This is a genomic window from Pseudomonas shahriarae (assembly GCF_014268455.2).
GTDB classification, from domain to species: Bacteria; Pseudomonadota; Gammaproteobacteria; order Pseudomonadales; family Pseudomonadaceae; genus Aquipseudomonas; species Aquipseudomonas shahriarae.
This window is the reverse complement of the sequence record NZ_CP077085.1, coordinates 15991-42760: the sequence shown is the minus strand read 5'-3', so window position 1 is coordinate 42760 and position 26770 is coordinate 15991. Positions and strand designations below refer to the sequence as shown.

General features: G+C 61.7%; 27 protein-coding genes and 1 pseudogene. 9 read left to right on the top strand and 19 right to left on the bottom strand.

Going from position 1 to position 26770, the window contains the following annotated elements; genetic code table 11:
• Positions 1-76: 76 nt before the first annotated feature.
• Positions 77-454, top strand: a complete 378-nt coding sequence (locus HU773_RS00215; protein WP_029289848.1) for a hypothetical protein — start codon at positions 77-79, stop codon at positions 452-454.
• A 123-nt stretch (positions 455-577) separates the two neighbouring features.
• On the opposite strand, the gene HU773_RS00210 is transcribed toward HU773_RS00215, so the two are convergent.
• From HU773_RS00210 to exbB, 6 genes are all read right to left on the bottom strand, one after another.
• Positions 578-1978: an aminoacyl-tRNA deacylase and HDOD domain-containing protein gene (locus HU773_RS00210; RefSeq protein ID WP_057440518.1), complete on the bottom strand. Its 1401-nt coding sequence runs from the start codon at positions 1976-1978 to the stop codon at positions 578-580.
• 101 nt (positions 1979-2079) lie between these two features.
• Complete coding sequence (gene recG, locus HU773_RS00205; RefSeq protein WP_057961010.1) at positions 2080-4155, bottom strand: ATP-dependent DNA helicase RecG; 2076 nt, start codon at positions 4153-4155, stop codon at positions 2080-2082.
• A gap of 8 nt (positions 4156-4163) precedes the next feature.
• On the bottom strand, positions 4164-5084 hold the full coding sequence (locus HU773_RS00200; protein WP_057961009.1) for a hydrogen peroxide-inducible genes activator: 921 nt from the start codon (positions 5082-5084) through the stop codon (positions 4164-4166).
• A gap of 236 nt (positions 5085-5320) precedes the next feature.
• Positions 5321-6067, bottom strand: a complete 747-nt coding sequence (locus HU773_RS00195) for a TonB family protein (protein WP_057440517.1) — start codon at positions 6065-6067, stop codon at positions 5321-5323.
• Positions 6064-6489, bottom strand: coding sequence for a TonB system transport protein ExbD (gene exbD, locus HU773_RS00190; RefSeq protein WP_057961008.1), 426 nt, complete (start codon positions 6487-6489; stop codon positions 6064-6066). The genes HU773_RS00195 and exbD overlap by 4 nt, the downstream gene beginning before the upstream one ends.
• A 6-nt stretch (positions 6490-6495) precedes the next feature.
• Positions 6496-7509 carry a tonB-system energizer ExbB gene (gene exbB / locus HU773_RS00185; protein ID WP_120734338.1) on the bottom strand — a complete coding sequence of 338 codons (1014 nt, stop codon included), beginning with the start codon at positions 7507-7509 and terminating at the stop codon, positions 6496-6498.
• A gap of 190 nt (positions 7510-7699) precedes the next feature.
• Here exbB and HU773_RS00180 point away from each other — a divergent pair, with 190 nt between their 5' ends.
• Complete coding sequence (locus HU773_RS00180; protein ID WP_120734337.1) at positions 7700-8551, top strand: SDR family oxidoreductase; 852 nt, start codon at positions 7700-7702, stop codon at positions 8549-8551.
• A gap of 141 nt (positions 8552-8692) precedes the next feature.
• Here the strand turns inward: HU773_RS00180 and HU773_RS00175 are convergent, their stop codons facing one another.
• From HU773_RS00175 to HU773_RS00150, 6 genes are all read right to left on the bottom strand, one after another.
• Entirely contained in the window at positions 8693-9436 is a 744-nt protein-coding gene (locus HU773_RS00175) for a hypothetical protein (protein WP_057961005.1), read from the bottom strand.
• Positions 9437-9491: 55 nt separating this feature from the next.
• Entirely contained in the window at positions 9492-9872 is a 381-nt protein-coding gene (locus HU773_RS00170; protein ID WP_025130815.1) for a RidA family protein, read from the bottom strand.
• Between the two features lie 39 nt (positions 9873-9911).
• A complete protein-coding gene (gene spoT / locus HU773_RS00165) occupies positions 9912-12017 on the bottom strand; it encodes a bifunctional GTP diphosphokinase/guanosine-3',5'-bis pyrophosphate 3'-pyrophosphohydrolase (RefSeq protein WP_057961004.1) in 2106 nt (701 codons plus the stop codon).
• Between the two features lie 60 nt (positions 12018-12077).
• Entirely contained in the window at positions 12078-12341 is a 264-nt protein-coding gene (rpoZ, locus tag HU773_RS00160) for a DNA-directed RNA polymerase subunit omega (RefSeq protein ID WP_057440512.1), read from the bottom strand.
• Positions 12342-12508: 167 nt separating this feature from the next.
• Positions 12509-13129, bottom strand: a complete 621-nt coding sequence (gene gmk / locus HU773_RS00155) for a guanylate kinase (RefSeq protein WP_057440511.1) — start codon at positions 13127-13129, stop codon at positions 12509-12511.
• Positions 13130-13139: 10 nt separating this feature from the next.
• On the bottom strand, positions 13140-14003 hold the full coding sequence (locus tag HU773_RS00150; protein WP_186625827.1) for a YicC/YloC family endoribonuclease: 864 nt from the start codon (positions 14001-14003) through the stop codon (positions 13140-13142).
• Between the two features lie 233 nt (positions 14004-14236).
• Between HU773_RS00150 and rph the strand changes: the two genes are divergently transcribed.
• Both rph and HU773_RS00140 read left to right on the top strand, forming a co-directional pair.
• On the top strand, positions 14237-14959 hold the full coding sequence (gene rph / locus HU773_RS00145; protein ID WP_057961002.1) for a ribonuclease PH: 723 nt from the start codon (positions 14237-14239) through the stop codon (positions 14957-14959).
• 23 nt (positions 14960-14982) lie between these two features.
• Positions 14983-15351 carry a DUF4870 domain-containing protein gene (locus tag HU773_RS00140; RefSeq protein ID WP_120734336.1) on the top strand — a complete coding sequence of 123 codons (369 nt, stop codon included), beginning with the start codon at positions 14983-14985 and terminating at the stop codon, positions 15349-15351.
• A 58-nt stretch (positions 15352-15409) separates the two neighbouring features.
• Here the strand turns inward: HU773_RS00140 and crc are convergent, their stop codons facing one another.
• Positions 15410-16189: a catabolite repression control protein Crc gene (gene crc / locus HU773_RS00135; protein ID WP_029289816.1), complete on the bottom strand. Its 780-nt coding sequence runs from the start codon at positions 16187-16189 to the stop codon at positions 15410-15412.
• 82 nt (positions 16190-16271) lie between these two features.
• Between crc and pyrE the strand changes: the two genes are divergently transcribed.
• Positions 16272-16916, top strand: coding sequence for an orotate phosphoribosyltransferase (gene pyrE, locus HU773_RS00130; RefSeq protein WP_057444213.1), 645 nt, complete (start codon positions 16272-16274; stop codon positions 16914-16916).
• Between the two features lie 85 nt (positions 16917-17001).
• Here pyrE and argB read toward each other — a convergent pair whose 3' ends face one another.
• From argB to coaBC, 4 genes and pseudogenes are all read right to left on the bottom strand, one after another.
• A complete protein-coding gene (gene argB, locus HU773_RS00125; protein ID WP_029289812.1) occupies positions 17002-17907 on the bottom strand; it encodes an acetylglutamate kinase in 906 nt (301 codons plus the stop codon).
• Between the two features lie 21 nt (positions 17908-17928).
• Positions 17929-19335 (bottom strand): annotated as a pseudogene (locus tag HU773_RS00120) (phosphomannomutase/phosphoglucomutase); the annotation flags it as partial.
• 148 nt (positions 19336-19483) lie between these two features.
• Positions 19484-19939 (bottom strand): dUTP diphosphatase, encoded by a 456-nt coding sequence (gene dut, locus HU773_RS00115; protein ID WP_057961001.1) that lies wholly within the window; start codon positions 19937-19939, stop codon positions 19484-19486.
• A 5-nt stretch (positions 19940-19944) separates the two neighbouring features.
• Complete coding sequence (gene coaBC / locus HU773_RS00110; protein ID WP_186625826.1) at positions 19945-21153, bottom strand: bifunctional phosphopantothenoylcysteine decarboxylase/phosphopantothenate--cysteine ligase CoaBC; 1209 nt, start codon at positions 21151-21153, stop codon at positions 19945-19947.
• Positions 21154-21284: 131 nt separating this feature from the next.
• On the opposite strand from coaBC, the gene radC reads away from it, so the two are divergent.
• Positions 21285-21959, top strand: coding sequence for a RadC family protein (radC, locus tag HU773_RS00105; RefSeq protein WP_186625825.1), 675 nt, complete (start codon positions 21285-21287; stop codon positions 21957-21959).
• Positions 21960-22006: 47 nt separating this feature from the next.
• Here the strand turns inward: radC and HU773_RS00100 are convergent, their stop codons facing one another.
• Positions 22007-23599 carry an ABC transporter substrate-binding protein gene (locus tag HU773_RS00100; protein WP_057960998.1) on the bottom strand — a complete coding sequence of 531 codons (1593 nt, stop codon included), beginning with the start codon at positions 23597-23599 and terminating at the stop codon, positions 22007-22009.
• Positions 23600-24057: 458 nt separating this feature from the next.
• Between HU773_RS00100 and rpmB the strand changes: the two genes are divergently transcribed.
• Positions 24058-24291 carry a 50S ribosomal protein L28 gene (rpmB, locus tag HU773_RS00095; protein WP_007920377.1) on the top strand — a complete coding sequence of 78 codons (234 nt, stop codon included), beginning with the start codon at positions 24058-24060 and terminating at the stop codon, positions 24289-24291.
• An 11-nt stretch (positions 24292-24302) separates the two neighbouring features.
• Positions 24303-24458, top strand: a complete 156-nt coding sequence (gene rpmG, locus HU773_RS00090) for a 50S ribosomal protein L33 (RefSeq protein WP_003176906.1) — start codon at positions 24303-24305, stop codon at positions 24456-24458.
• Between the two features lie 80 nt (positions 24459-24538).
• Here the strand turns inward: rpmG and HU773_RS00085 are convergent, their stop codons facing one another.
• Positions 24539-24901, bottom strand: a complete 363-nt coding sequence (locus HU773_RS00085) for a cupin domain-containing protein (RefSeq protein ID WP_057440505.1) — start codon at positions 24899-24901, stop codon at positions 24539-24541.
• A 227-nt stretch (positions 24902-25128) separates the two neighbouring features.
• Here HU773_RS00085 and HU773_RS00080 point away from each other — a divergent pair, with 227 nt between their 5' ends.
• Entirely contained in the window at positions 25129-26622 is a 1494-nt protein-coding gene (locus HU773_RS00080) for an aldehyde dehydrogenase (protein ID WP_057440504.1), read from the top strand.
• The last annotated feature ends 148 nt before the right edge of the window (positions 26623-26770 follow it).

The following is a 26770-nucleotide window of genomic DNA, read 5'->3' as shown; positions in this document are numbered from 1 at the left end:
CGGGAGATCGGTAGCGTTCCGCGCACAAATCGTTAAACTGCTGCGGCCACCCAATAATTACACTGAGGCCGTGTGCATGAAATTTCGTTTTCTTCTGTGGGTGCTGGGCCTGATGATGGCCAAAGCCAGCCGCAACAACCCTGCGTTCCAGCAGCAGTTGGGTGACAAGGATCTGGCATTCCAGCTGCAGACCCTTGACGGCAAGGTTGCCCGTCACTTCATCGTCAAAGACCAGCGCATCACCAGCCGCTCGGGTGTCCACCCGGAGCCGGCATTTGCCATCGCGTTTAAAGACGCCGCCTACGGCTTCGCCACGATGCAGGCGAAGAACAAGCAACTGGCGTTCATGACGGGGATTCAGGACAAGTCGATCCAGATCAAGGGCAACCCGGCCCTGGTGATGTGGTTCCAGGGCTTGACCAAGTATCTGAAGCCGAAGAAAAAGAAGGCCTGAGAGACCGGGTTGGATTCATCGCAGGCAAGCCAGCTCCCCACATATTGAGTGCATTCCAACGTTGGAACCCGGTCAACTGTGGGAGCTGGCTTGCCTGCGATAGCGGTACAACAGGCGCCGGCTTCAGCCCTGGCTGAACTGCGACGCCAGTTCGCGCAACAACACCTCGGCATCCAACACCTTGCTCACCACCTCCTCGGCCTTGTCGCGGCTCAGGCCCAGGCGCTCCAGCAGTTCGTCCGGAATCTCGGCCTCAGGCCCGGAGCCAATCCCACGCCCGCGCAGCAAGCGCACGGCCAGGCATACCAGGTTCGGGTATTCGGCGTATTGGCCGTCGTAGCTCGGGTCATGCTGGAAGCGCAGGGCCGTGGACAGCTCTTGCGGCATATCCCAGTAACGCATCAGCCAGGCGCCGATCTGCTCGCGGCTGATGCCCAGCAAGTGCTGCTCGACATAGCTGTGGCACAGGTGCGGGTTGACCTCCAGGTGCCTGCAGATCAGCGAGAAGTGCGGCGGGAAGACATGGGCCAGCAACAGGTAGCCAAAGTTGTGCAGCAGGCCCGCCAGGTAGGTCAGGCCGGCTTCCGGGCGCTGGGCGCGGGGCATGGCGCGGGTCAGGCCCTCGATCACTGCGGCGGTGTAGATCGACTGGTGCCAGTAGGGCGTGGCCTGTTGCGGATGGTCCTTGGGCAGGCTCAAGGTCTTGCCCAGCGCCAGGCCCAGGGCCAGGTTGATCACCAGGTCGAAGCCCAGCACACGCACAATTGCGTCCTCTACCGAACGGATCTTGCCCGGTGAGGCGTAGTACGGCGAGGCCGCCCAGCTCACTACTTGCGCGGCCAGGGCCGGGTCGGTCTCGACCACGCCGGTGATGTCGTCGATGGTTGCGTTGGGATCGACCCGCAGCTTGATGATCTTCTGCGCGGTATCGGCCAGCGGTGGAATTTCAATGGTGGCTTCCAGGCGTTGCTGGATGCGGCGCGCGGTAAACGCCTGCATCGCCTGGGTAATTTCGTCGCGGTCGTCGTTGGGACGGTCGAAGTTGGGCAGGATGCGGCTCAGGGGTTCGCCGAAGTTGGCGGCACTGGCTTTGTTCAGCAGGCGCTTGAAGTCGTCGCTGGCGATTTCCAGCAGCACGGTGGCTTCGCCCGAGTGCACCAGCAGGGTCGGCTCGCGCAGGAGGCTTTCTTCGTACAGGCAAGGCGAGCTGGTCAGCGGCGGCAGGCCGGGCAGCAGGCTCAGGCTGTGTTTGCCGAGCATGCGATCCAGGCGCTCCGGCGCGACAGCGGTCAGGTTGCGGCCGGTCAGTTCGGTGAGGCGATTGAGATCCAGCAACTGGCTCTGGGGAAACAGCACCATCAGGGCGCCCACCGCGTCATCGAGCAGTACCGCTTGAACCTTTCGGGCCGGGTTCAGGCCGGGGTGGTCGGTGACTTCCGTGTAGTTGACGGCGAGTTTTGCGAGCAAGTCCCGAATGACCGGGGGTGCGGTCGGCGGGGCTGTGGCGTGGGCAACTTCTGACATGGCCGGATCCAATTTTCTACATTTGCTTGGAGTATAACCAGCTTGGTCCGGCCGGGGGTGTCTAACTGCGGTTTGTGATGGTGTCGGCTATTGGCGGGCTGTCAGACCTGGCCGTATTGCTGGCCGTGGCGCAGCCAGCGATCCAGCAGCGGGCTGACGTGGTGCGGCCAGCGCTCCAGCAGGGCCTGGGCTGCATCGCGCACGGCAGGTAGCAGGTCGGCATCGCGCATCAGGTCGGCCACCTTGAATTGCAGCAGGCCGGTCTGGCGGGTGCCGAGCATTTCGCCGGGGCCGCGCAGTTCCAGGTCTTTTTCGGCGATCACGAAGCCATCGTTGGTCTCGCGCATGATCCCCAGGCGCTGGCGACCAATCTGCGACAGCGGCGGATGGTAGAGCAGCACGCAGTGGCTGGCGGCACTGCCCCGGCCGACTCGGCCGCGCAGCTGGTGTAACTGTGCCAGGCCCAGGCGTTCGGGGTTTTCGATGATCATCAGGCTGGCGTTGGGCACGTCCACGCCGACTTCGATCACCGTGGTGGCCACCAGCAATTGCAGGTTGCCGGCCTTGAACTCGGCCATCACCGCGGCTTTTTCCGCAGGCTTCATGCGCCCGTGAATCAGCCCGACCTTGAGCTCGCCCAAGGCGCTGGTGAGGTCTTCATAGGTGGTTTCAGCGGCCTGGCAGGTCAGCTCTTCGGACTCTTCGATCAGCGTGCATACCCAATACGCCTGGCGCCCTTCGGCACAGGCGCCGCGCACCCGTTCGATCACTTCGACCCGTCGGGTGTCGGTGACCAGGACCGTGTTGACCGGCGTTCGGCCCGGCGGCAGCTCGTCGAGGATCGAGGTGTCGAGGTCGGCGTAGGCGCTCATGGCCAGCGTGCGCGGGATCGGCGTGGCGGTCATGATCAACTGGTGCGGGTTCATCCGCCCGCCCACGCCCTTTTCGCGCAGGGCCAGGCGTTGTTGCACGCCGAAACGGTGCTGTTCGTCGATGATCACCAAGGCCAGGTTCTTGAATTTAACTTCGTCCTGGAACAGCGCGTGGGTACCCACCACCATCGGTGCGCCGGCGGCGATCTGTTCCAGGGCGGCCGTGCGGTTCTTGCCCTTGAGCTTGCCCGCCAGCCACGCCACTTCCAGGCCCAGGGGTTCGAGCCAGCGCTTGAAGGTGATGAAGTGCTGCTCGGCGAGGATCTCGGTCGGTGCCATCAGGGCCACCTGATAACCGGCCTCCAGGGCCTGCAGCGCGGCCAGGGCGGCGACCACGGTCTTGCCGGCGCCAACATCGCCCTGGATCAGGCGCAGCATTGGTTCTTTCTGGCTCAGGTCGTAGGCGATTTCATTGCCTACGCGTTGCTGCGCGCCAGTCGGTGCAAAGCCCAGGTTGGCCAGGTACTGCGCGGGCAGGCGCGTGGCCTTGGGCATCGCCGGCGCCCGCAGGGAGCGCATGCTTTCGCGCAGGCGCTGCTGGGACAGTTGGTGGGTCAGCAACTCTTCAAAGGCCAGGCGATGCTGGGCCCAGTGATGACCCAGGGCCAATTCATCGACATCGGCATCGGCCGGCGGGTGATGCAGGTAGCGGATCGCGTCGGCCAGGGGCGCCAACTGGTAGTCGCGGGCCAGCTCTTGCGGCAGCCAGTCGGGCAGGCTTTGGGGACCGAGCAGGGTCAGGGTCTGCATGCACAGCTGGCGCAGGCGCTGTTGCGTCAGGCCTTCGGTGAGCGGGTAGATGGGGGTGAGGGTGGTGTCTACCGGCGGGGGTTCGTCGCCGGTAATGGCACGGTATTCCGGGTGGTAGATTTCCAGGCCCGACGCGCCTGGCCGCGCTTCACCGTAGCAGCGCACACGGGTGCCGCGCTTGAGGCCTTCTTTTTGCGCGTTGCTGAAATGGTAGAAGCGCAGGCTCAGGCCGCCGGTACCGTCCTGCAGGCGCACCACCAGGCTGCGGCGCTTGCCCATCACCACATCGGCACCGCTGACGGTGCCTTCGACCACGGCATCCTGCCCAGGGCGCAGATGGCCGATGGGCACTACGCGGGTGCGGTCCTGGTAACGCAGGGGCAGGTGAAACAACACGTCCTGGAGGTTCTCCAGGCCGACCTTGGCCAGTTTCTCGGCCATGGCTTCACCGACACCCTTGAGTGCCGTCACCGACACCTGCGACAGCTCAGTCATACACGTACTTAGTTCGCGGCAGGCGGCTTGGCCACCGAGCACAGGCGGATCGAGTCGGCGAGGATATCAATCGCTTTCGGGCGCGGGAAACTGGCGCGCCAGGCAATCGCCACGGTACGGAACGGCACGGGCGGGGTGAGCGGACGCACTTCAATCACGCCGGCCGCGTAGTGGTGGCTGTCGACGGCCGACAGCGGCAGGATCGAGATGCCCAGGCCGGACGCCACCATATGGCGAATGGTCTCCAGGGAGCTGGACTCCACGGTGGTGTGCTTGGCGCCGTCGTTGCCCTTGGTCAGGGTCGGGCAGGCTTCCAGCACCTGGTCGCGGAAGCAATGGCCTTCACCGAGCAGCAGCAGGCTCTTGTCGTTGAGCAGGCTGGCGTCAATCGTGTCTTTTTGCGTCCACGGGTGCGAGGCCGGCATCAATACATAGAACGGCTCGTCGTAGAGCGGCAATGTCAGCACGTCGGCTTCGTTGAAAGGCAGGGCGATGATGATCGCGTCCAACTCACCGTTGCGCAGTTTGTCGCGCAGTACGTGGGTGAAGTTTTCTTCGATATACAGCGGCATCTGCGGCGCGACGCGGTGCAGTTGCGGGATCAGGTGCGGGAACAGGTACGGGCCGACGGTATAGATCGCGCCGACTTTCAGCGGGGCGGTCAGCTGGTTCTTGCCGGCCTGGGCCAGCTCACGAATGCTCTGGGCCTGCTCCAGCACCTTCTGCGCCTGGGCAACAATGCCTTCGCCAACCGGGGTGAGGCGCACGGCGCTTTTGCTGCGCTCGAAAATCAGCACACCGAGTTCGTCTTCAAGCTTTTTCACGCCCACCGACAGCGTCGGTTGGCTGACATGGCAACGTTCGGCTGCATGGCCGAAGTGTTGCTCTTGGGCGAGGGTCACGATGTAGCGTAATTCTGTAAGAGTCATAGCGGGCGTCCATGAGGTTGCGGGCCAAGCATACCGGCTGCAAACGATAGACGCACGTTATCAGAGCTTGATTGGGGATTGAGCGGTTTGTGCGGGGGATTTTGCTTAATGGCGTTGGCCGTTTTGTGTGGGGGCGGGCTTGTTCGCGATGGCGGTGTGTCAGTCACTGTGGATGTTGACTGTTACACCGTCATCGCGGGCAAGCCCGCTCCCACACAAACCCGCTCCCCCAGGGGTTAGCGGCGGCGCTTCTCGATGTTGTAGACAAACGGCGCAACGATTTCGATGCTGCCGTTGGTCAACATCTCGGCCGGAGGCTTGGGCAGCGGTTGGGCGCGACGGATCATCTCCAGGGTAGCGCGGTCCAGGTCGGCGTTGCCGGAGCGGCCCACCAGCTCATAGGACAGCACCTTGCCTTCGGCATCCACCACGAACCGCAAGCGGTTCAAGCCTTCCTTGCCACGGGCCTGGGCGCCTGGCGGGTACTTCTTGTACTTCGCCAGGTGACCGAGCAGCGTGCTTTGCCAGGTGGCCTTGGCCGCGATCTGTGCCGGCGAAGGGCCGGGTTGCGGCTGCGCGGATTTCTCCGAAGGCGCGTTGTTCTGAGGGGTTTCGCTCGGCGGATCCTCGGAGGGTTTCTCCTTGGGCTGCTCGACCTTTTTCTCAGGCTTGGGCGGCTGCGGCTTAGGCTTTGGCTTGACCGGCTTGGGCACGGAAATCGTGGGCTTGGGTGCCTCGGCCAGTTTCGGCAAGGGCAACTCTTCCACCGGTGCCGGCGGTTGCGGTGGCGTCACCACCTTCGGCGGGGCCGGAGGGGGTGGGGCTGGCATCGGCGCCAGGTCGATGACCATGGCAGCCGGTGGCAACTGCACCATCTGTGGCGCCGACCACTGGAGCGCGAGGATGATCGCGACGGCGTGGACGCCCAGCACGACGGCGAGGCTGGTGCCATAACGCGTCAGTTTGTGGCGCGTCGTGATCATTTCTTGGCTGCCGTCTCAAGTCCGACCAGACCGACCTTGAGGTAGCCGGCTGCCCGCAGGGCATCCATCACGCTCATCAGGTCGCCGTAGTCCACGCCCTTGTCGGCCTGGAAGAAGATCGTCGTGTCTTTCTTGCCCTGGGTCCGGGCGTCGAGCACCGCACCGAGGGTTTCGGGTTTGACTTCGTCTTCGCCCAGGAACAGACGCTGGTCAGCCTTGACGCTGAGGAACACCGGTTTCTCCGGCCGGGGCGCGGGTTTCGCGCTGGAGGCGGGGAGGTCGACCTTGATATCCACCGTGGCCAAGGGGGCTGCCACCATGAAGATGATCAGCAGCACCAGCATCACGTCGATAAACGGCGTGACGTTGATTTCGTGGTTCTCGACGAGCTCGTCGTCGCCTTGATTCAAATGCAGGCCCATGGCCGATTACCCCACTTTCACCATGTGCGGTTGCGAGCTGCGCTCGGTAGGCAGGTGATCGAGGTCGCGGCTGACCAGCAACAGGACTTCTGCCGAAGCGTCCGACACCTGGGCCTTGTAGCCGGCGATCGAACGGGCGAATACGTTGTAGATCACCACCGCCGGAATTGCGGCGACCAGGCCCAGGGCAGTTGCCAGCAGGGCTTCGGCGATGCCGGGGGCAACGACGGCGAGGTTGGTTGTCTGGGTCTTGGCGATGCCGATGAAGCTGTTCATGATGCCCCACACGGTACCGAACAGACCGACGAACGGCGCGGTGGAACCGATGGTCGCCAGCACGCCGGTGCCGTTGCTCATGTTGCGACCGCAGGCTGCCACCAGGCGCTCCAGGCGGAAGCTCACGCGTTCCTTGATGCCTTCCTTTTCGCGGGTGTTGGCCGACAGACGCATTTCTTCCAGTGCGTCGTGTACCAGCAGGTGGGCCAGGGTGCCCTTGATGGCCGCGCTTTCGCTGGCTTCTTTAAGGGTGGTGGCTTTTTTCAGGTTGGCGATTTCAGTGCGCAGGCGGCGTTTGGCGCCCAGCAGCTCGAAGCCTTTGGCAATCCAGATGGTCCAGGTGATGATCGAGGCGATGGCCAGGCCGATCATCACGATCTTCACGATGATGTCAGCGTTCTGATACATGCCCCAAGGCGACAGGTCGTGGGCCATGCCCAGGGTGTTGTCTTCTTCCAGAACCACGCCGGTTTCATCTTGCGGGGCTACGCCTTCGGCAGCAGCCGGGTCGGTGGCCGCAGGAGCGACAGCTGGAGCACCGGGTGCTGCGGCATTTTGCTCAAGTGCGGGGGCCGCGGCCGGGGCTGGCGCAGTAGCGGCAGGCGGAGTGGCCGGTGCCGTGGCATCGGCGAGCGCGGCGGTCGGTGCCAGCAGGACGCTGAACAGCAACGCAGTTATCGCGCGCCAGACGCGGGACGGGCTGTGAGGCTTGGTTGGCGAAGCGGGGAGGTTATTGCGTGTCATGCTGGCCGGACCTGATAGAAAAAATAAGGGCTTGCCCTGCCAGACCGCATAAAGGGTCGAGGACAAATGGGCGGTTATTATTGCAAGTAATTCTTGTTAACAGAAGTAATACAGTATCTTTATTTGTGCTTTTTCTGGCCGCTGGTCACCTGCGAGGGCTAATCTAGACCTTTGAGAACGGAGTTTTGTGATGTCTGCGCCTTCTGTGGTGATCGCCGGTTGTGGTGATGTAGGTAGTCGGCTGGCTAGTCAATTGCTGGCTGCCGGATGGGAGGTGCATGGCCTGCGGCGTAATGTCTCGCGCCTGCCCGAAGGGGTGATCGGGATTGCCGGCGACCTGTTCAAAAAGGATTGTCCCGACACCTGGCCGATCGGCGGTGTGGACTACCTGGTGTACTGCGCAGCCGCCACCGACCATGACGAAGCGGGCTATCGCAAGGCCTATGTCGAAGGCTTGCAGCATGTGCTGGAATGGCTTGACGACTATGGCCAGCAGCCCAAGCAGCTTGTGTTTGTGTCCAGCAGCAGTGTCTATGGGCAGCAAAATGGCGAATGGGTCGATGAGACGTCGACTACCCAGGCCCTTGGCTATTCCGGGCAGGTGATGCTGGAAGCCGAGCAAGTAGCATTCGACAGCGGCATCCCGGCCACGACTGTGCGCTTGACCGGTATCTACGGGCCGGGGCGTGAATGGTTGTTGAGCCAGGTGCGCCAGGGCTATCGCGTGGCGGTGGAGCCGCCTTTGTACGGCAACCGGATACATGTTGATGATGCGGCAGGGTTGTTGGCGTTTCTGCTGCAACATGTAGAGCAGGGCGGTTCGTTGGACAAGGTCTATATCGGCGTCGACGACGCGCCGGCGCCGCTGGCTGAGGTTGTGGGCTGGCTGCGTGAGTACCTTGGGGTGACCGAGTGGGCCGAAGACGCCAGCGTGCGGCGCGCGGGCAGCAAGCAGTGCAGCAATGCGCGGGCCAAGGCGCTGGGCTGGACGCCAACCTATCCGAGTTATCGCGAAGGCTACGCCGCTATCCTCAAAGGCTGACTTTTCTTGCTAGGCACCGGCTTGTGTGGGAGCTGGCTTGTCGGATCGCTATGACAGCATCACCTCGGTGTCACTGACACACCGAGGTGCCTGCATCGCGGGCAAGCCCGGCTCCCACGCAAGCCCGCTCCCACATTGAGGTTACTGTTTTTCCAGCAACCACTGGCGTGGCCCGGGGGTAAACGAAGGGACTTCGTCGGCCTGGGAGGTATTGATCGCCTGGAAAATCTCCAACTGCTTGTCATTGCGACTGAAGATCCACGGGTTGCCCTGGCCACCTTGTTGCAGCCAGATGCTGTCGTAGCCACCGCTCATGGAGGCGCAGTCGCCCGCCAGGCACAGTGAGTACTGCTCGGCGCCCGGCAGCCCGCTTACTTGGCCGTTGGCCTGGAACTGCACGGTGGCGCCCAGGCCGCTGCCGCTGGTGATTTTCCAGCTGCCGCCCATATAGGCCGAGTACAGCGCCCGTTCGAAGTTGGCACCCAGGGGCGCGCCTTCGGGGGCAGGGTCCTTGGGGCGGTCAAACAGCTGTTCGGGCTCGTTGTCGTTGGCCACTTGCAGCAGCTGTTTGCCCTTGCGCTTGAGTTCGGTGGTCGAGCTACCGTAGAAATCAACGTTCCAGGTGCCGGACTTTTCCCCGGCCAGGGTGCCTTCGGGGCGTTCAAAGCCATTGAAGTAGCGTGCTTGGTTGGCCTTGGTGTTGACCTCCCATTCGAGGTTCGGACCGTAGGCTTGCAGGGCTTCGCGCAAAGGGCCGCCCTTGGACGCCGCATCAATGGCGACCTGGTTGATCCAGGTGCCGCTCACATCCCGGGTGGCAGGATTGCTGGCACAGCCGCCAAGGAACAGGGCGAGCAGCGTGGAGGCAACGAGCGCTTTGCGCATTATGAAATCCTTTTAAAACGAAGTCGGCGCAACCCTGTGGGTTGCGCCGAATGTATTACTCGATGACCAGAATCGCGTCCATCTCAACCTGGGAGCCCTTGGGAAGGGCGGCAACGCCAATGGCGGCGCGGGCTGGGTAGGGTTGTTCGAAGTACTTGCCCATGATCTCGTTGACCTTGGCGAAGTGGCTCAGGTCGGTGAGGAAGATGTTCAGCTTGACGATGTCCTTGAACGAACCGCCTGCGGCTTCGGCTACCGACTTGAGGTTTTCGAAGACTTGTACGGTCTGGGCTTCGAAGCCTTCAACCAGTTCCATGGTCTTTGGGTCCAGAGGGATCTGGCCGGACATGTAGACGGTGTTGCCCGCCTTGATCGCCTGGGAATAAGTACCGATGGCAGCAGGTGCCTTGTCGCTGGTGATAACAGTCTTGGTCATAAATGACTCCTTGTAATGTCCGGGCTATAGGGGGAGGCGTTATGCGCGCATGCGAGTGATGCGGATAACCCCAGTCAGGGCACGCAGTTTCTTGATCACGCGGGCCAGGTGTACACGGTCGTGCACGCTGACCACCAGTTGGACCACGCTGATGCGACCATCACGTTCGTCCATGCTGATTTTTTCGATATTGCCGTCGGCGGCGTTGACGCTACTGGCCAGCAAGGCGATCAGGCCGCGCTGATGCTCCAGCTCGACCCGCAGCTCGACGTTGAATTCGCCGGTCACATCCTTGGCCCAGGACAGCTGGATGCATTTTTCCGGGTTGTGGCGTATTTCGCTGATATTGCGGCAGTTGTCCAGGTGCACGACCATGCCTTTGCCGGCGGACAGGTGGCCGACAATCGGGTCGCCCGGGATCGGTGTGCAGCATTTGGCGTAGCTCAGCACCAGGCCTTCGGTGCCGCGAATGGCCAGCGGGCCTTCGGGGCTCGGCAGTTGCTCGCCCTCGCCGAGCAGGCGGCGGGCGACCACGTAGGCCATGCGATTGCCCAGGCCGATGTCTTCGAGCAAGTCCTCGATGGCTTCCTGGCGGTACTCGTGGAGGATCGCCTGCACGCGCTCGGCGGGGATCTTCTCCAAGGAACTGTCGAAACCGTTGAGCACCTTGTTCAGCAGGCGTTCGCCCAGGCTGATGGACTCGGAGCGGCGTTGCAGCTTCAGGGCGTGGCGGATATGGGTGCGGGCCTTGCCGGTGACTACGAAGTTGAGCCAGGCCGGGTTCGGCCGTGCCCCCGGCGCACTGACGATCTCCACGGTGGAGCCGCTTTGCAGCGGTTCCGACAGCGGGGCCAGGCGGCGGTTGATCCGGCAGGCGATGCAACTGTTGCCGACGTCGGTGTGCACTGCGTAGGCAAAGTCGACCGCCGTGGAGCCCTTGGGCAGCTCCATGATCCGGCCTTTTGGCGTGAACACGTAGACCTCGTCAGGGAACAGGTCGATTTTCACGCTTTCGATGAATTCCAGGGAGTTGCCGGCACGTTGCTGCATTTCCAGCACGCCCTTGACCCACTGGCGGGCGCGGGCATGGGTGCCTTTGGGCTGCTCGTCGCCGCTGGATTTGTACAGCCAATGGGCGGCGATGCCGTTGTTGGCCATCTCTTCCATTTCCCGGGTGCGGATCTGGATCTCGATCGGCACCCCATGCATACCGAACAGCGTGGTATGCAGCGACTGATAGCCGTTGGCTTTGGGGATGGCGATGTAGTCCTTGAAGCGGCCTGGCAGGGGTTTGTACAAATTATGTACAGCGCCCAGCACGCGGTAGCAGGTATCGACCTTGTCGACGATGATCCGGAACGCATACACGTCCATGATCTCGTTGAAGGCCCGGCGCTTGCCGCGCATCTTCTTGTAGATGCCGTAGATATGCTTCTGCCGCCCGCTGACTTCGCCTTCAATCTCGTCGATTGCCAGGCAGTGGCTCAGGGACTCTTCGATCTTGTTGACGATTTCCTTGCGATTGCCCCGGGCGCGCTTGACCGCCTGGTAGATGCGCGCCGAGCGCATCGGGTGCATCGCCTTGAAACCCAGGTCTTCGAATTCGATACGAATGGCATGCATGCCCAGCCGGTTGGCGATGGGCGCGTAGATTTCCAGGGTTTCCTTGGCAATGCGCCGGCGTTTCTCACCGGACAGCACTTCCAGCGTGCGCATGTTGTGCAGCCGGTCGGCCAGCTTGACCAGGATCACCCGGATGTCCCGGGCCATGGCCATGGCCATCTTCTGGAAGTTTTCCGCCTGGGCCTCGGCCTTGGTCTCGAAGTTCATCTGGGTCAGCTTGCTGACCCCGTCGACCAGGTCGGCCACGGTTTCGCCAAATTGCGCACTGAGCGCTTCCTTGGCAATGCCGGTGTCTTCGATCACGTCATGCAGCATCGCAGCCATCAGGCTCTGATGGTCCATGTGCATGTCGGCAAGAATATTGGCCACCGCAAGAGGATGGGTGACATACGCCTCGCCGCTGCGGCGGCGTTGGCCGTCGTGGGCTTGTTCGGCGTAGAAATACGCTCGGCGGACCAGGTTGACCTGGTCGGTGCCGAGGTAGGTCGATAAGCGATCGGCGAGGGCGTCTATGCTCGGCAAAGTGTTAACTCCTGCCGAAGGCTGTGACCCCGCGCCGTGCTACGTCGACCAGGCATAGGCTTAGACGGCCTCGTTGGACTCGTCCTCGAACGCTGCAAACAGCGGTTCGTCTTCAACGATTTCAGCGCTGGCAATGTATTCATAGCTCATCACGCCGGCAGCGATTTCGCGCAGGGCCATCACGGTAGGCTTGTCATTTTCCCAATTGAGCAGTGGCTCTTTGCCGCCAGTGGCCAATTGACGGGCACGCTTGGTAGAGAGCATGACCAGCTCAAAGCGGTTATCCACGTGTTCTAGGCAGTCTTCAACGGTTACGCGGGCCATGGTATTCCTCGGAGCGAATGCAAGATGCGCGCTGCCCGGTTGGGCGAGCGGACTCAACAGTTTAAAAAATCACCAGCGTTTAGGGAAGCGCTGATTTTCTGCAGGCCCCGGCAAACACGCTACAAGTGCCAATGTAAGGCCCTTGCAGCGGTTTTGGGAAGAGCCATTCAACCGAGCAGTTCGGCCAACAATTTGCCAAAACGCTGCTGTTGGCGTTTTTGCTGGAGCTGATTGGCGCGGAAAATCGCCTTCAAGTCGTCCAGGGCGTGGGAAAAATCGTCGTTGATGATCAGGTAGTCGTAGTCCACATAGTGGCTCATTTCACTGACGGCTTCGCGCATGCGGCCGTCGATGACCTGGTCGCTGTCCTGGCCGCGATTGGTCAGGCGCTGGTGCAAGGCCTCCAGGGACGGCGGCAGGATAAAGATCGAGCGCGCCTTGGGCATCAATTGGCGCACCTGTTCGGCGCCCTGCCAGTCGATTTCCAGGATCAGGTCGTGGCCTTCGTCCAGGGTCTGCTGCAAGTGGCTCTGGGACGTGCCATAGAGGTTGCCGAACACCTCGGCGCGCTCCAGGAAGTCCCCGTGTTCGATCATCTTCACGAATTCGCTGCGTTCGACGAAGTGATAGTTCACGCCGTTCACCTCACCCGGGCGCATGGCGCGAGTGGTGTGGGAGACCGATACGCGGATCTCCGGGTTGGTGTCGGTCAGGGCCTTGACCAGGCTGCTTTTGCCCGCGCCCGAGGGGGCGGAAATGATGTACAGGGTGCCGGTGCTGTGGGTCATGGGAGTTGCCTTACTCAATATTCTGTACTTGTTCGCGCATTTGCTCGATCAACACTTTGAGGTTGACCGCCGCCGTGGTGCTGCGCGGATCGAAGGCTTTGGAGCCCAGTGTATTGGCTTCGCGGTTGAGTTCCTGCATCAGGAAGTCCAGGCGCCGACCGGCGGCACCGGCCGACTTGAGCACGCGGCGCACTTCCAGAATATGGGTGCTCAGGCGGTCGAGTTCTTCGGCGACGTCGCTTTTTTGTGCGAGCAGGACCATTTCCTGTTCCAGGCGCACCGGGTCGAGGTCGGCCTTCATGTCGGTGAAGCGGTCGAGGACTTTCTGACGCTGGGTGGTCAGCATCTGCGGCACCAGTTCGCGCAGGGTCACGACGTCGGCCTCGATGGCCGTCAGGCGTTCGTTGATCAGGCGGGCCAGCTCGGCGCCTTCACGCTCGCGGCCGGCTTTAAGCTCCTTGAGGCCCTGGTTGAACAGGGCCAGGGCTTCGGCGTTCAGCGCTTGCGGGTCAGTGGCGTCGGCCACCAGCACCCCAGGCCAGGCCAACACTTCCAGGGGGTTCAGGGCCGCTGGCTGTTTGATCAGGCTGGCGATGGTCTCGGCGGCGGCGACCAGTTGCGCGGCGCGCTCGCGGTCAACCTGCAGCGGCTTGCCGGTGGTTTCCTCGGTAAAGCGCAGGGTGCATTCCAGTTTGCCGCGGGAGATGCCGGCACGCAGGGCTTCGCGCACTGCGCCTTCAAGGTCGCGGAAGGATTCGGGCAGGCGCAGGTGCGGCTCCAGGTAGCGGCTGTTGACCGAGCGCAATTCCCAGCTCAGGGTGCCCTGGACGCCGGCTTTTTCGACGCGGGCAAAGGCAGTCATGCTGTGCACCATGGAGGTACCTCGCGATGCAGTCCCGCAAACGGGCGGGCTGGTGGGTAGATTGAAGCCGACTGGCTGCGAAGGCGCAGGATTGTAGCGCAACGGGGCGGGCGCCCCCAAATGCGGGCTGTGACAAAGGGTGCCAGGGGTTGTCCATTCGTTACCGAATTTATTAGCAGTGCCGAGAAGCGGCCTGCGGCTCTATAATGCTCGGCAGTTTTTCGTCCTCTGTACAGGTATCCCCTATGAAACGTCCAAGTGGTCGCGCTGCCGATCAGCTCCGCTCGATCCGCATCACCCGCAACTACACCAAACACGCCGAGGGATCTGTACTGGTCGAGTTTGGCGATACCAAGGTCATCTGCACCGTCAGCGTCGAGAATGGCGTGCCGCGTTTCCTCAAGGGGCAGGGCCAGGGTTGGTTGACCGCAGAGTACGGCATGTTGCCGCGCGCCACCGGCGAGCGTAACCAGCGTGAAGCCAGCCGTGGCAAGCAGGGCGGTCGTACCCTGGAAATCCAGCGTCTGATCGGCCGTTCCCTGCGCGCTGCGCTGGACATGTCTAAACTGGGCGATGTAACCCTGTACGTCGACTGCGACGTGATCCAGGCCGACGGCGGCACCCGCACCGCCTCCATCACTGGCGCCATGGTGGCCCTGGTCGACGCGCTGAAAGTGATCAAGAAGCGCGGCGGCCTGAAAGGCGGCGACCCGCTCAAGCAGATGATTGCCGCCGTATCGGTGGGCATGTACCAGGGCGAGCCGGTGCTGGACCTGGACTACCTGGAAGACTCGGCTGCCGAGACCGACCTGAACGTGGTCATGACCAGCACCGGTGGGTTCATCGAAGTGCAGGGCACCGCCGAAGGCGCGCCATTCCAGCCGGCAGACCTGAACGCCATGCTGGCCCTGGCCCAGAAAGGCATGAGCGAAATCTTCGAACTGCAGAACGCCGCACTGGCTGACTGAAACCGGCCTCAAGGAGCAACGCGATGAGTGACAACCAGCTTCCCGTGTCAGCCCAGAACAAGGAAGTGCGCCAATGGGCGATGCTCTGTCACTTCGCGGCGTTCCTGGGCCTGGTGTTCCCCTTTGGTAGCGTGTTGGGGCCATTGATCCTGTGGCAGGTGAAGAAGGACATGGACCCGCTGATCGACGACCAGGGCAAGGAAGCGCTGAACTTCCAGCTGACCGTGGCCATCGCCTGGCTGGTCTGCTTTGTCCTGGGGTTCGTGGTGATCGGCTTCCTGTTGATGGTGGTGCTGGTAATTGCCGCACTGATCTTGACCATCATTGGCGGGATCAAGGCCAACAAAGGCATTGCCTACCGTTACCCGCTCACCTGGCGATTGATCAAATAATGATCGCCCACAAAAAAACCGACAGCGATGTCGGTTTTTTTGTACCTGGATATTGACCTCAGATGGTCAAGGTCCAGTCGTAGTCCACGATCAACGGCGCATGTTGCGAGAAGCGCGGTTGACGCGGCAGACGTGCGCTGCGGACAAACCGGCGCAGGCCGGGGGTCAGCAACTGGTAGTCAAAGCGCCAGCCCAGATTAAGCATCTCGGCCTGTTCGTTGTCCGGCCACCAGCTGTACTGGTCGCCTTCGCGGCTGACTTCACGCAGGGCATCTACATACCCCATGTTGCCGACAATCTCGTCCATCCAGGCCCGTTCCGGCGCCAGGAAGCCCGGGGATTGCTGGCTGTCGCGCCAGTTCTTGATATCCAGCTTCTGTTGCGCCACGTACAACGAGCCACAATAAATGTACTCGCGGCGTTTGCGTCGCTGTTTATCCAGATAACGGGCGAAATCGTCCATTAGCTTGAACTTCTGGTTCAAGTCTTCATCGCCGTTCATCCCCGAAGGGAGCAGCAAGGTAGCAATACTGACTTTGTCGAAATCGGCTTGCAGGTAGCGCCCGTAGCGATCGGCTGTCTCGAAGCCGAGGCCGCTGATGACCGCCTTGGGTTGCAACCGTGAGTACAGAGCCACGCCACCTTGGGCAGGGACTTCGGCATCACAGGCATAAAGGAAGTAGCCATCCAGTTGGAAGGCTGGGTCGTCCAGTTCAAAGGCGGAGGCGCGGGTGTCCTGCAGGCAGATGACGTCGGCATTCTGGGCTTGCAGCCAACTGAGCAAACCACGCTCGACTGCAGCCTGAATACCATTAACGTTCACACTGATGATCCGCATAAATGGCCCCAAAAATCGCGTGCGTGTATGATACACGCCGTCTACCTATTTAGCTAAATCCGTGGTATCTGAGGCTTTTTTCATGCAGGCGTATCAACGCGATTTCATTCGTTTTGCCATCGATCGCGGGGTTTTGCGCTTCGGTGAGTTCACCCTCAAGTCCGGGCGCACCAGCCCATACTTCTTCAATGCCGGCCTGTTCAACTCGGGTTCTGCCCTGGCGCAACTGGGGCGTTTCTACGCCGCCGCCATCGTTGAAAGCGGTATTGCCTTCGACGTGCTGTTTGGCCCGGCCTACAAAGGTATTCCGTTGGCCGCCGCAACCGCAGTGGCCCTGGCTGAACACCACGACCGCGATCTGCCGTGGTGCTTCAACCGCAAGGAAGCCAAGGCCCACGGTGAGGGCGGCAGCCTGGTCGGCGCGCCGCTGACCGGCGATGTGCTGATCATCGACGACGTGATCACTGCCGGTACCGCGATTCGTGAAGTGATGCAGATCATTGCGTCCCAGGACGGCGCCAAGGCTGCGGGCGTGCTGATCGCGTTGAACCGCCAGGAACGCGGCAACGGTGAGTTGTCGGCGATCCAGGAAGTGGAACGTGACTTCGGGATTCCCGTGGTGAGCATCGTGTCGCTGAACCAGGTATTGCAGTTCCTGGAAGACGACCCGCAGCTCAAGCAGCATCTGCCGGCAGTGCGTGCGTACCGCGAGCAGTTTGGCGTCTGACACAGGGGATACCCACCCTGTTGCAGATTGGCCACAAAAAAGCCCCCGTTCAATCCAGTTGAACGGGGGCTTTTTGTTTCAGCGCTTACGGACGCTTGCGATTGCTGATCAGCGTACCCATGCCCGTATCAGTGAAGATCTCCAGCAGCACCGCATTGGGCACCCGGCCGTCGATGATCAGCGAGCTGCCTACGCCACCCTGCACCGCTTCCAGTGCGCAGCGGATCTTCGGCAGCATGCCGCCGTAGATGGTGCCGTCGGCGATCAGATCGTCGACTTGCTGGGTAGTCAGGCCGGTCAGAACCTTGCCTTCCTTGTCCATCAGGCCGGCGATATTGGTCAGCAGCATCAGCTTCTCGGCCTTGAGTGCCTCGGCCACCTTGCCCGCCACCAGATCGGCGTTGATGTTGTAGGACTCGCCATTGGCCCCCACGCCAATCGGCGCGATGACCGGGATGAAGTCGCCCTTGACCAGCAGGTTGAGCAAATCGGTGTTGATGCCGATCACTTCGCCCACCTGGCCGATGTCGATGATTTCCGGCTGGGTCATCTCCGGAGTCTTGCGGGTCACGGTAAGTTTCTTCGCACGGATCAGCTCGGCGTCCTTGCCGGTCAGGCCGATGGCGCTGCCGCCGTGACGGTTGATCAGGTTGACGATGTCTTTGTTCACCTGGCCGCCCAGGACCATCTCCACCACGTCCATGGTCTGCGCATCGGTAACGCGCATGCCGTCGATGAAATGACTCTCGATGGACAGGCGCTTGAGCAGGTCACCGATTTGCGGGCCGCCGCCGTGCACCACCACCGGGTTGATCCCGACAGCTTTCATCAGCACGATGTCACGGGCAAAGCCGGTTTTCAGCTCGTCGCTTTCCATGGCATTGCCGCCGTACTTGATCACCAGCGTCTTGCCGACGTAGCGTCGAATGTAAGGCAACGCTTCGGAAAGGACCTTGGCGGTGTTGGCGGCGGCTTCGCGTTCGAGGGTCATTCAGGGCTCCGGGGCAAATAATCAGAACGGTAGTTGGAGATCAGGGGCAACACGTTTCAACTGGGCGTGGAACACGTCCTTGATGCGCTGCAACTCGGCCTCGGTATCCGCCTCGAAACGCAGAACCAGCACCGGAGTGGTGTTGGACGCGCGAACCAGGCCCCAGCCTTCGGCATAATCGACTCGCACACCATCAATGGTGGTCAGGTTGGCGCCTGCACCCCATTGCGCATCGTGCAATGCGTCAATGATGCTGAATTTGCTCTCTTCGGTCACATGGATATTGATTTCCGGCGTAGAAATATCGTTCGGGAAGGTCTCGAACAAGTCTTCAGCGCTGGATTTTTCCTTGCTGAGGATCTCCAGCAGGCGGGCGGCGCTGTAGATGCCGTCGTCAAAACCGAACCAGCGCTCCTTGAAGAACACATGGCCGCTCATTTCGCCGGCCAGCAGGGCGCCGGTTTCTTTCATTTTCTTTTTGATCAACGAGTGACCGGTCTTCCACATCAGTGGGCGGCCGCCGTATTCCTTGATCAACGGCGTCAGGCGCCGGGTGCATTTGACGTCGAAGATGATCTCGGCACCGGGGTTGCGCGCCACTACGTCGCGGGCGAACAGCATCAGCAGGCGGTCGGGGAACACGATGCTGCCGGTGTTGGTCACCACGCCTACGCGGTCGCCGTCGCCATCGAAGGCCAGGCCGACATCGGCGCCCACTTCTGCGACCTTGGCGATCAGGTCCACCAGATTTTCAGGCTTGCCCGGGTCCGGGTGATGGTTGGGGAAATTGCCGTCGACTTCGCAGAACAGCGGGATCACTTCGCAGTTCAAGGCTTCGAGCAGTTGCGGGGCGATCACGCCGGCCGCGCCGTTGCCGCAGTCCACCACGACTTTCAGGCGCCGCTCGAGCTTGACGTCACGGGTGATTTCGTCCGAGTAGCGCTGGAGGATATCGACCTTGGTGATGCTGCCCTTACCGCTGGTCAGGTCATTGGTCTTGAGGCGAGTGTGCAGGGCCTGGATCTGTTCGTTGGCAAGGGTATCGCCGGCAATCACGATCTTGAAGCCGTTGTAGTCCGATGGGTTGTGGCTGCCAGTGAGCATCACGCCGGATTTGCCGGCCAGCACGTTGGCGGCGTAGTACAGCGCCGGGGTCGGCACCAGGCCAACGTCGCTGACATGACAGCCGCTGTCGGCCAGGCCCTGGATCAGGCGCTCCACCAGCTCGGGGCCGGACAGGCGACCGTCACGTCCCACAGAGACGTTGGGCTCGCCCTGGGCCAGGCTTTGCGAGCCGATGGCGCGGCCGATCCAGTAGGCGGTTTCGGCGGTCAGGGTTTTCGGGACGACACCACGGATGTCGTAGGCGCGGAAAATGCTGTCGGGAAACGTCGGTGCGACTGGGGCTGCGTTGCTCATCACTGGGGAAACTCCATCGATACGGGGCGGACAGGCCTGAATGTGGCGACCGGCAGGCTCAAACTGAAGGGTAAGACGGCGTTTTTGCCCTAGAGTTCGTGGTGCGAAAATGCCACTGGGGCATGTCGGACGCAGAGTCCGGCATGCCTGAGCGTAGTCAGTGGCTGCCGGAATGCCCGAAACCGCCCGCGCCACGCTGGGTTTCGTCGAACTCGGTGACCAGTTCGAAATGTGCCTGCACCACCGGCACCAGGACCAGTTGAGCAATGCGCTCGCCGACGGCGATGTTGAAGGCAGTCTGGCCACGGTTCCAGCACGAGACCATCAATTCGCCCTGGTAGTCCGAGTCGATCAAGCCCACCAGGTTGCCCAGCACGATCCCGTGTTTGTGACCCAGGCCGGAGCGCGGCAGGATCAAGGCGGCCAGGCCGGGGTCGCCGACGTAGATCGACAGGCCGGTGGGGATCAGCAGGGTCTGGCCCGGCTCAAGGACGGTGTCTTGCTTGAGCATGGCGCGCAGGTCCAGGCCGGCGGAGCCCGGTGTGGCGTAGGCCGGCAGTGGGAAGTCGGTGCCGAGGCGGGGGTCGAGGATCTTGGCTTGCAAAGCGTGCATGGACATTAAACCTGGTTCAGCCGTTGGGCGATAAAAGAGATCAGTTGGCGGGCAATCTTGCCCTTGCTGGTCTGGGCGAAAAGGGTGGCGTGCAGCTCGCGATCAATCACGCTGCAGGCGTTTTCCTCGCTGTTGAAGCCGATGCTCGGGTTGGCGACGTCATTGGCAACGATCAGGTCGAGGTTTTTGTCTTTCAGTTTGCGTGCGGCGTAGTCCAGCAGGTTTTCGGTTTCGGCAGCGAAACCGACGCTGAACGGACGATCCGCGCGGGTGGCGATGGTGGCCAAAATGTCCGGGTTGCGCACCATTTGCAGGAGCAGGCCGTCGCCGCTTGTAGGGTCTTTCTTGAGTTTTTGTGGGGCAACCACTTCCGGGCGGTAGTCTGCGACCGCTGCCGACGCGATAAACACATCGCAGGGAATCGCCGCCTCACAGGCAGCGAGCATGTCGCGGGCGCTGACTACGTCGATGCGGGTGACCCGGTCCGGGGTCGGCAGATGCACCGGGCCGGTGATCAGAGTCACGCGTGCGCCTGCCTCAACCGCCGCTTCTGCCAGGGCAAAGCCCATTTTCCCTGAGCTATGGTTGGTGATGTAGCGCACCGGGTCGATGTTTTCCTGGGTCGGGCCGGCGGTAATCAGTACGTGCTTACCGGTCAGGGCCAGATGCTGGAAGCACTCGGCGGCACACAGCGCCAGGTCCGTGGCTTCGAGCATGCGCCCCAGGCCGACGTCGCCACAGGCCTGGCTGCCGGAGGCCGGGCCGAAGACCTTGAGGCCACGGCTTTGCAGGAGTTGGGTGTTGGCCTGGGTGGCGGGGTCGCGCCACATGGCCTGGTTCATTGCCGGGGCGATGGTGACGGTGGCGTCGGTGGCCAGCACCAGCGTGGTCAGCAGGTCGTCGGCAATGCCTTGGGCGAGGCGCGCGATGAGGTCAGCAGTGGCGGGTGCGATCAGCACCAGGTCGGCCCATTTGGCCAGTTCGATATGGCCCATGGCGGCTTCGGCTGCCGGGTCCAGCAGGTCCAGGTGCACCGGGTGGCCGGACAGGGCCTGCATGGTCAGCGGGGTAATGAACTCACTGCCGCCACGGGTCATGACCACGCGCACTTCGGCGCCCTGGTCCAGGAGCCTGCGAACCAACTCTGCGCTCTTGTAGGCGGCAATACCGCCGCCGACGCCGAGAACGATGCGTTTCCGATACAGACGCTGCATTGGTTTGCCTTTCCAGTTCAGTGATGGCGTTGCGATCCCCCCTCCCCAGGTGAAATCGCGCGCAAAAAAGAGCGGCTAAGATAACACAGCGTCCGCCATGCAACAGCGGCGCACATGCACACGGAGGTGCCATGAGTATTCGCAATTGGCCTGCGGCGGAGCGCCCGCGGGAGAAGCTTTTGGAGTTGGGGGCGGCAAGTCTCTCGGATGCCGAGTTGCTGGCGATTTTCCTGCGTACCGGCGTCTCGGGTAAAAGCGCGGTGGACTTGGCGCGCCATCTGCTGGGGCAATTTGGCAGCCTGCGTTCGTTGCTGGAGGCCCGCCAAACCGTCTTCATCCAGCATCTGGGCCTGGGGCCGGCTAAGTTCGCCCAGTTGCAGGCGGTGCTGGAAATGGGCCGGCGCCATCTGGCCGAGCATGTGCGCAATGAGTCGGTGCTGGAAAGCCCGGTTGCCGTGCGTGACTACCTCAAGGCGCTGCTGCGCCATGAGCCCCACGAAATATTCGGCTGCCTGTTTCTTGATTCAAGGCACCGGGTGCTGGGCTTCGAAGCGCTGTTCCAGGGCACCATAGACAATGCCATGGTGTACCCGCGACAGGTGGTCAAGCGCGCCCTGGACTACAACGCAGCGGCGTTGATCCTGTGCCACAACCACCCCTCCGGGAATGCCGAGCCCAGCATTGCTGATCGAAAACTGACCAAGCATCTGCAAAGGGCCCTCGATCTGGTGGACGTGCGGGTACTGGATCACATCATTATCGGCGACGGTGACCCGCTGTCGATGGCCGAATACGGTTGGCTGTAACGCAGTTGCTTGCAGGGGTCGGCTTGCCGGCTCCTACAACGGCCGGGTCAGGGCTTCACGCTGACCTTGGAGAAATCCTGGCGCCCAAACGGGCTGACCTGATACCCCTCGACATTTTTACGGGTCAGGGCAAAGGCCGTCGGATGAGCCAGTGGCAACCACAGCGCCTGCTGCTGGATCTGCGCCTGTGCCTGTTGATACAGCTTGCTGCGCACGCCTTGCTCATTGGTGGTCTTGCCGGCACTGATCAGCTTGTCCAGTGCCGGGTCGCAGTAACGGGCAAAGTTGGTGCCGGATTTTACCGCCGCGCAGGAAAACTGCGGGGTCAGGAAGTTATCCGGGTCGCCGTTGTCGCCGGCCCAGCCCATAAACAGCAGGTCGTGCTCGCCAGCCTTGGCGCGGCGGATCAGCTCGCCCCATTCGATCACGCGGATCTCGGCCTGGATGCCGACCTTGGCCAGGTCCGCCTGCAGCAGTTGTGCGCCCAGGCTTGGGTTGGGGTTGAGCAGGCTGCCCGAGGGCCGGGTCCAAAGGGTGGTCTTGAAGCCGTCACTCAGCCCGGCGCGGGCCAGCAGGGCCTTGGCCTTGGCGATGTCCTGTGGATAACCCGGCAATTCCTTGGCAAAACCCCAGGTATTGGGCGGGTAGGGGCCGGTGGCGGCTTCGGCGGTGCCTTCAAACACGGCCTTGAGGTAGCTGGCCTTGTCGAAGGCCAGGTTGATCGCCTGGCGCACTTCTGGCTTGTCCAACGGTGGGTGCTGGCTGTTGATGGCCACAAACGCGGTCATGAAGGCTGCGGTCTTTTCCACCTTGAGCGCCGCATCCTTTTGCGCCTCGCCGATATCCAGGGGCTTGGGTGACAAGGCGATCTGGCACTCATCCCGGCGCAGTTTCTGCAGGCGTACGTTGGCGTCCGGGGTGATGGCAAAGATCAAGTTATCCACAGCAGGCTTGCCGGCGAAGTAATCCGGGTTGGCTTTGTAGCGAATCGCTGCATCTTTCTGGAAACGCCCGAAAACAAAGGGGCCGGTGCCGATGGGTTGGCTATTGAGCTTTTCCGGGGTGCCGGCCTTGAGCAACTTGTCGGCGTATTCGGCCGGGTAGATCGAGGCAAAGCCCATGCTCAGCGCGGCGAGGAACGTGGAGTCGGCGTGATCCAGGGTAAAGCGCACGGTCAGCGGATCCAGGGCGTCGATCTTTTTGATCAGCGCCGGCAGTTGCAAGGACTGGGCGTGGGGGAAGCCGCTCTGGGCGATCTGGTGCCAGGGATTGGCCGGGTCGAGCATGCGCTCGAAGCTGAAACGTACATCTTCGGCGGTAAGGCTGCGGCTTGGGCTGAAATACGCAGTGCGGTGGAATTTGACGCCGGGGTGCAATTTAAAGGTGTAGGTCAGGCCGTCCGGCGAGACTTCCCAGCTGTCGGCCAGGCTCGGCACCAGCTTGCCGCTCGTGGCGTCGTAGTCCACCAGGCGGTTCATCAGCACATCCGCCGAGGCGTTGGTGGTGGTCAGCGAGTTGTACTGCACCACATCGAACCCTTCGGGGCTGGCCTCGGTGCAGACGCTCAACGTGGAGGCCGCCTGGGCCAGCGGGGCGAGGAAGAGCGGGGCGAGTAGAAGTGGCAGGGCAGCGAGGCGCATGGTCGGTTTCCTTTGCAGATCGGAGGCCCATCTGCGAGTGCAGTCTGGAAAAGGCCTACCGTAGTGGCCTGATTCACAAATGACTAGCCCATTTTTGCCTGTGCATTTAGGACAAATACTGTTTTGATGGCGCTTCAGGTCATTTTGCCCGGGGCCTTGGCCTACAAACAGCGGCGATAAATCATTCGGTGCGACGAGCGGTCCGGCGGCACGGCGGCCCACCCTGGCAGCGCTTGAGAGCTGCTTGGGCGAGATTTACAGCGGGAAAAACACACCGGCTGTTGTTGCACTGGGGTCTTTCTGGTATAAAGCAGCGCTCTTTTCTAGGGGCCCGGTTCCTTCACTGTAGGTGTAGCCGGTAAGACCCTTAAAGAAACGCGGCGCCTGGCGCCAAATGACTGAGAGATTAAGCGGCCAACCCATGCCGGGTTGGGCATGTGGTTTTAGAGGGCTGAGGCATGTCGAGAGTCTGTCAAGTTACCGGTAAGGGTCCGGTGACTGGGAATAACATTTCCCACGCAAACAACAAAACCCGTCGTCGTTTCCTGCCAAACCTGCAGCATCACCGCTTCTGGGTTGAAGAAGAGAAACGTTTTGTCCGTCTGCGCGTATCTGCCAAAGGCATGCGCATCATCGACAAGCGTGGCATCACTGTCGTGCTCGCTGAACTGCGCCGCGACGGCAAAATCTAAGGAGCTAAATCATGCGTGAATTGATTCGAATGATCTCTAGCGCCGGTACTGGTCACTTCTACACTACCGACAAGAACAAGCGTACTACCCCGGACAAGCTCGAAAAGAAAATGTTCGACCCGCGCGTTCGCAAGCACGTGATCTACAAAGAAGGCAAAATCAAGTAATTGGTTTTCTTTCTTGTGAAAAAAACCCGCATCTCACGATGCGGGTTTTTTTTGCCTTTTGAAAAGTCGCGGTCGACCGATCAGGCTTTTTCTTCGAACACCACGTAGATCTTGCGGCACGGCTCCAGCACTTCCCAGGTGCCACTGAAACCGGCCGGGATCACGAAGCGGTCACCGGCGCGCAAGGTCTTGGCGTTGCCTTCGGCATCGCGTAGCACCGAAACCCCCTGCACGATCTCGCAGTACTCGTGCTCGGTGTAGTTCACCGTCCATTGCCCGACTTCACCCTCCCAGACCCCGGCGTTCATCTGGCCGCACGGGCTGTTGTAGTGGTTGAAGAGCGTCTGCTCGGGGTCGCCCTTGAGGATTTTTTCTGTGGCGGGGCGGTAGCGTTCGGCGGCGGTGTTCGCCTGGCTGAAATCGACGACATCCTGAATGTTCATGCACGTATCCCGTCTAGGCCTGGGGTTGGAGAGCCAAAGTCTATGTTTATTAAAATGAACATCGCAAGGGCGTTTGCGGCCGTTATGTCAAATATATTGAAACATCCCTTGCGGCTGGTTTAGGGTGGCGGGTGCCTCGGACCGAATAGCTGGCTGGCCGGGCAAGCATTTGGAAGGGAGCGGTTATAACGCCGGGCCCTTATATTTAATAAGAGGAGGACACTCGCATGACCACCCTGACCCGTGCCGACTGGGAACAACGCGCCAAGGATCTGAAGATCGAAGGCCGCGCCTATATCAATGGCGAGTACACCGCCGCAGTTTCCGGCGACACGTTCGAATGCCTCAGCCCAGTCGATGGCCGCCTGCTGACCACGGTTGCCAGTTGTGACGTCGCCGACGCCCAGCGCGCCGTGGAAAACGCCCGCGCCACTTTCAACTCCGGTGCATGGTCTCGCCTGGCCCCGGCCAAGCGCAAAGCCACCATGATCCGTTTCGCCGCGCTGCTCAAGGCCAACGCCGAAGAGCTGGCCCTGCTCGAAACCCTGGACATGGGCAAGCCCATCGGCGATTCCCTGGGCATCGACATCCCTGGCGCGGCGCAAGCCCTGAGCTGGAGTGGCGAGGCCATCGACAAGATTTACGACGAAGTCGCCGCCACCCCCCATGACCAACTGGGCCTGGTGACCCGCGAGCCCGTCGGCGTAGTGGCGGCCATCGTGCCGTGGAACTTCCCGCTGATGATGGCCTGCTGGAAGCTGGGGCCGGCGCTGTCCACCGGCAACTCGGTCGTGCTCAAGCCTTCGGAAAAATCGCCGCTGACCGCCATCCGCATCGCTGCCCTGGCCGTTGAAGCGGGTATCCCCAAGGGTGTGCTCAACGTGCTGCCGGGTTATGGCCACACTGTCGGCAAGGCCCTGGCGCTGCATATGGACGTCGATACCCTGGTGTTCACCGGTTCGACCAAGATCGCCAAGCAACTGATGATCTACTCCGGCGAATCGAACATGAAACGCGTCTGGCTGGAAGCTGGCGGCAAGAGCCCGAACATCGTGTTTGCCGATGCCCCGGACCTGCAAGCCGCTGCCGAATCCGCGGCTGGCGCCATTGCTTTCAACCAGGGCGAAGTCTGCACTGCCGGCTCGCGCCTGCTGGTGGAGCGTTCGATCAAGGACAAATTCCTGCCAATGGTGATCGAGGCCCTCAAGGGCTGGAAGCCGGGCAACCCGCTGGACCCGGCTACCAACGTCGGCGCGCTGGTGGATACCCAGCAGATGAACACCGTGCTGTCGTACATCGAAGCCGGGCACGCCGATGGCGCCAAGCTGGTGGCCGGTGGCAAGCGCACCCTGCAGGAAACTGGCGGTACCTACGTCGAACCGACGATTTTCGACGGTGTGACCAACGCCATGAAGATTGCCCAGGAAGAGATCTTTGGCCCTGTGCTGTCGGTGCTGACGTTCGACAGCGCGGAAGAAGCCGTGGCGATTGCCAACGACACGCCTTATGGCCTGGCCGCTGCGGTCTGGACTTCGGATATCTCCAAGGCGCACCTGACCGCCAAGGCCCTGCGCGCCGGTAGCGTGTGGGTCAACCAGTACGATGGCGGCGACATGACTGCGCCATTTGGCGGGTTCAAGCAGTCGGGCAACGGTCGCGACAAGTCGCTGCACGCGTTCGACAAGTACACCGAGCTGAAGGCGACCTGGATCAAGCTGTAAACCCGGACTCCGGGCCCCAGCTGCAGTAGATCCACATGTGGGAGCGGGCTTGCCCGCGATAGCGGTATATCAGTCACTCATGAGTTGGCTGGTACTCCCTCATCGCGGGCAAGCCCGCTCCCACAGTATTTTGCGTGATCTGGAAATA

Coding starts and splice junctions, on each gene's coding strand:
- HU773_RS00215 (WP_029289848.1), top strand. CDS start 77: ATGAAATTTCGTTTTCTTCTGTGGGTGCTGGGCCTGATGATGGCCAAA.
- HU773_RS00210 (WP_057440518.1), bottom strand. CDS start 1,978: ATGTCAGAAGTTGCCCACGCCACAGCCCCGCCGACCGCACCCCCGGTC.
- recG (WP_057961010.1), bottom strand. CDS start 4,155: ATGACTGAGCTGTCGCAGGTGTCGGTGACGGCACTCAAGGGTGTCGGT.
- HU773_RS00200 (WP_057961009.1), bottom strand. CDS start 5,084: ATGACTCTTACAGAATTACGCTACATCGTGACCCTCGCCCAAGAGCAA.
- HU773_RS00195 (WP_057440517.1), bottom strand. CDS start 6,067: ATGATCACGACGCGCCACAAACTGACGCGTTATGGCACCAGCCTCGCC.
- exbD (WP_057961008.1), bottom strand. CDS start 6,489: ATGGGCCTGCATTTGAATCAAGGCGACGACGAGCTCGTCGAGAACCAC.
- exbB (WP_120734338.1), bottom strand. CDS start 7,509: ATGACACGCAATAACCTCCCCGCTTCGCCAACCAAGCCTCACAGCCCG.
- HU773_RS00180 (WP_120734337.1), top strand. CDS start 7,700: ATGTCTGCGCCTTCTGTGGTGATCGCCGGTTGTGGTGATGTAGGTAGT.
- HU773_RS00175 (WP_057961005.1), bottom strand. CDS start 9,436: ATGCGCAAAGCGCTCGTTGCCTCCACGCTGCTCGCCCTGTTCCTTGGC.
- HU773_RS00170 (WP_025130815.1), bottom strand. CDS start 9,872: ATGACCAAGACTGTTATCACCAGCGACAAGGCACCTGCTGCCATCGGT.
- rpoZ (WP_057440512.1), bottom strand. CDS start 12,341: ATGGCCCGCGTAACCGTTGAAGACTGCCTAGAACACGTGGATAACCGC.
- gmk (WP_057440511.1), bottom strand. CDS start 13,129: ATGACCCACAGCACCGGCACCCTGTACATCATTTCCGCCCCCTCGGGC.
- HU773_RS00150 (WP_186625827.1), bottom strand. CDS start 14,003: ATGGTGCACAGCATGACTGCCTTTGCCCGCGTCGAAAAAGCCGGCGTC.
- rph (WP_057961002.1), top strand. CDS start 14,237: ATGAAACGTCCAAGTGGTCGCGCTGCCGATCAGCTCCGCTCGATCCGC.
- HU773_RS00140 (WP_120734336.1), top strand. CDS start 14,983: ATGAGTGACAACCAGCTTCCCGTGTCAGCCCAGAACAAGGAAGTGCGC.
- crc (WP_029289816.1), bottom strand. CDS start 16,189: ATGCGGATCATCAGTGTGAACGTTAATGGTATTCAGGCTGCAGTCGAG.
- pyrE (WP_057444213.1), top strand. CDS start 16,272: ATGCAGGCGTATCAACGCGATTTCATTCGTTTTGCCATCGATCGCGGG.
- argB (WP_029289812.1), bottom strand. CDS start 17,907: ATGACCCTCGAACGCGAAGCCGCCGCCAACACCGCCAAGGTCCTTTCC.
- dut (WP_057961001.1), bottom strand. CDS start 19,939: ATGCACGCTTTGCAAGCCAAGATCCTCGACCCCCGCCTCGGCACCGAC.
- coaBC (WP_186625826.1), bottom strand. CDS start 21,153: ATGCAGCGTCTGTATCGGAAACGCATCGTTCTCGGCGTCGGCGGCGGT.
- radC (WP_186625825.1), top strand. CDS start 21,285: ATGAGTATTCGCAATTGGCCTGCGGCGGAGCGCCCGCGGGAGAAGCTT.
- HU773_RS00100 (WP_057960998.1), bottom strand. CDS start 23,599: ATGCGCCTCGCTGCCCTGCCACTTCTACTCGCCCCGCTCTTCCTCGCC.
- rpmB (WP_007920377.1), top strand. CDS start 24,058: ATGTCGAGAGTCTGTCAAGTTACCGGTAAGGGTCCGGTGACTGGGAAT.
- rpmG (WP_003176906.1), top strand. CDS start 24,303: ATGCGTGAATTGATTCGAATGATCTCTAGCGCCGGTACTGGTCACTTC.
- HU773_RS00085 (WP_057440505.1), bottom strand. CDS start 24,901: ATGAACATTCAGGATGTCGTCGATTTCAGCCAGGCGAACACCGCCGCC.
- HU773_RS00080 (WP_057440504.1), top strand. CDS start 25,129: ATGACCACCCTGACCCGTGCCGACTGGGAACAACGCGCCAAGGATCTG.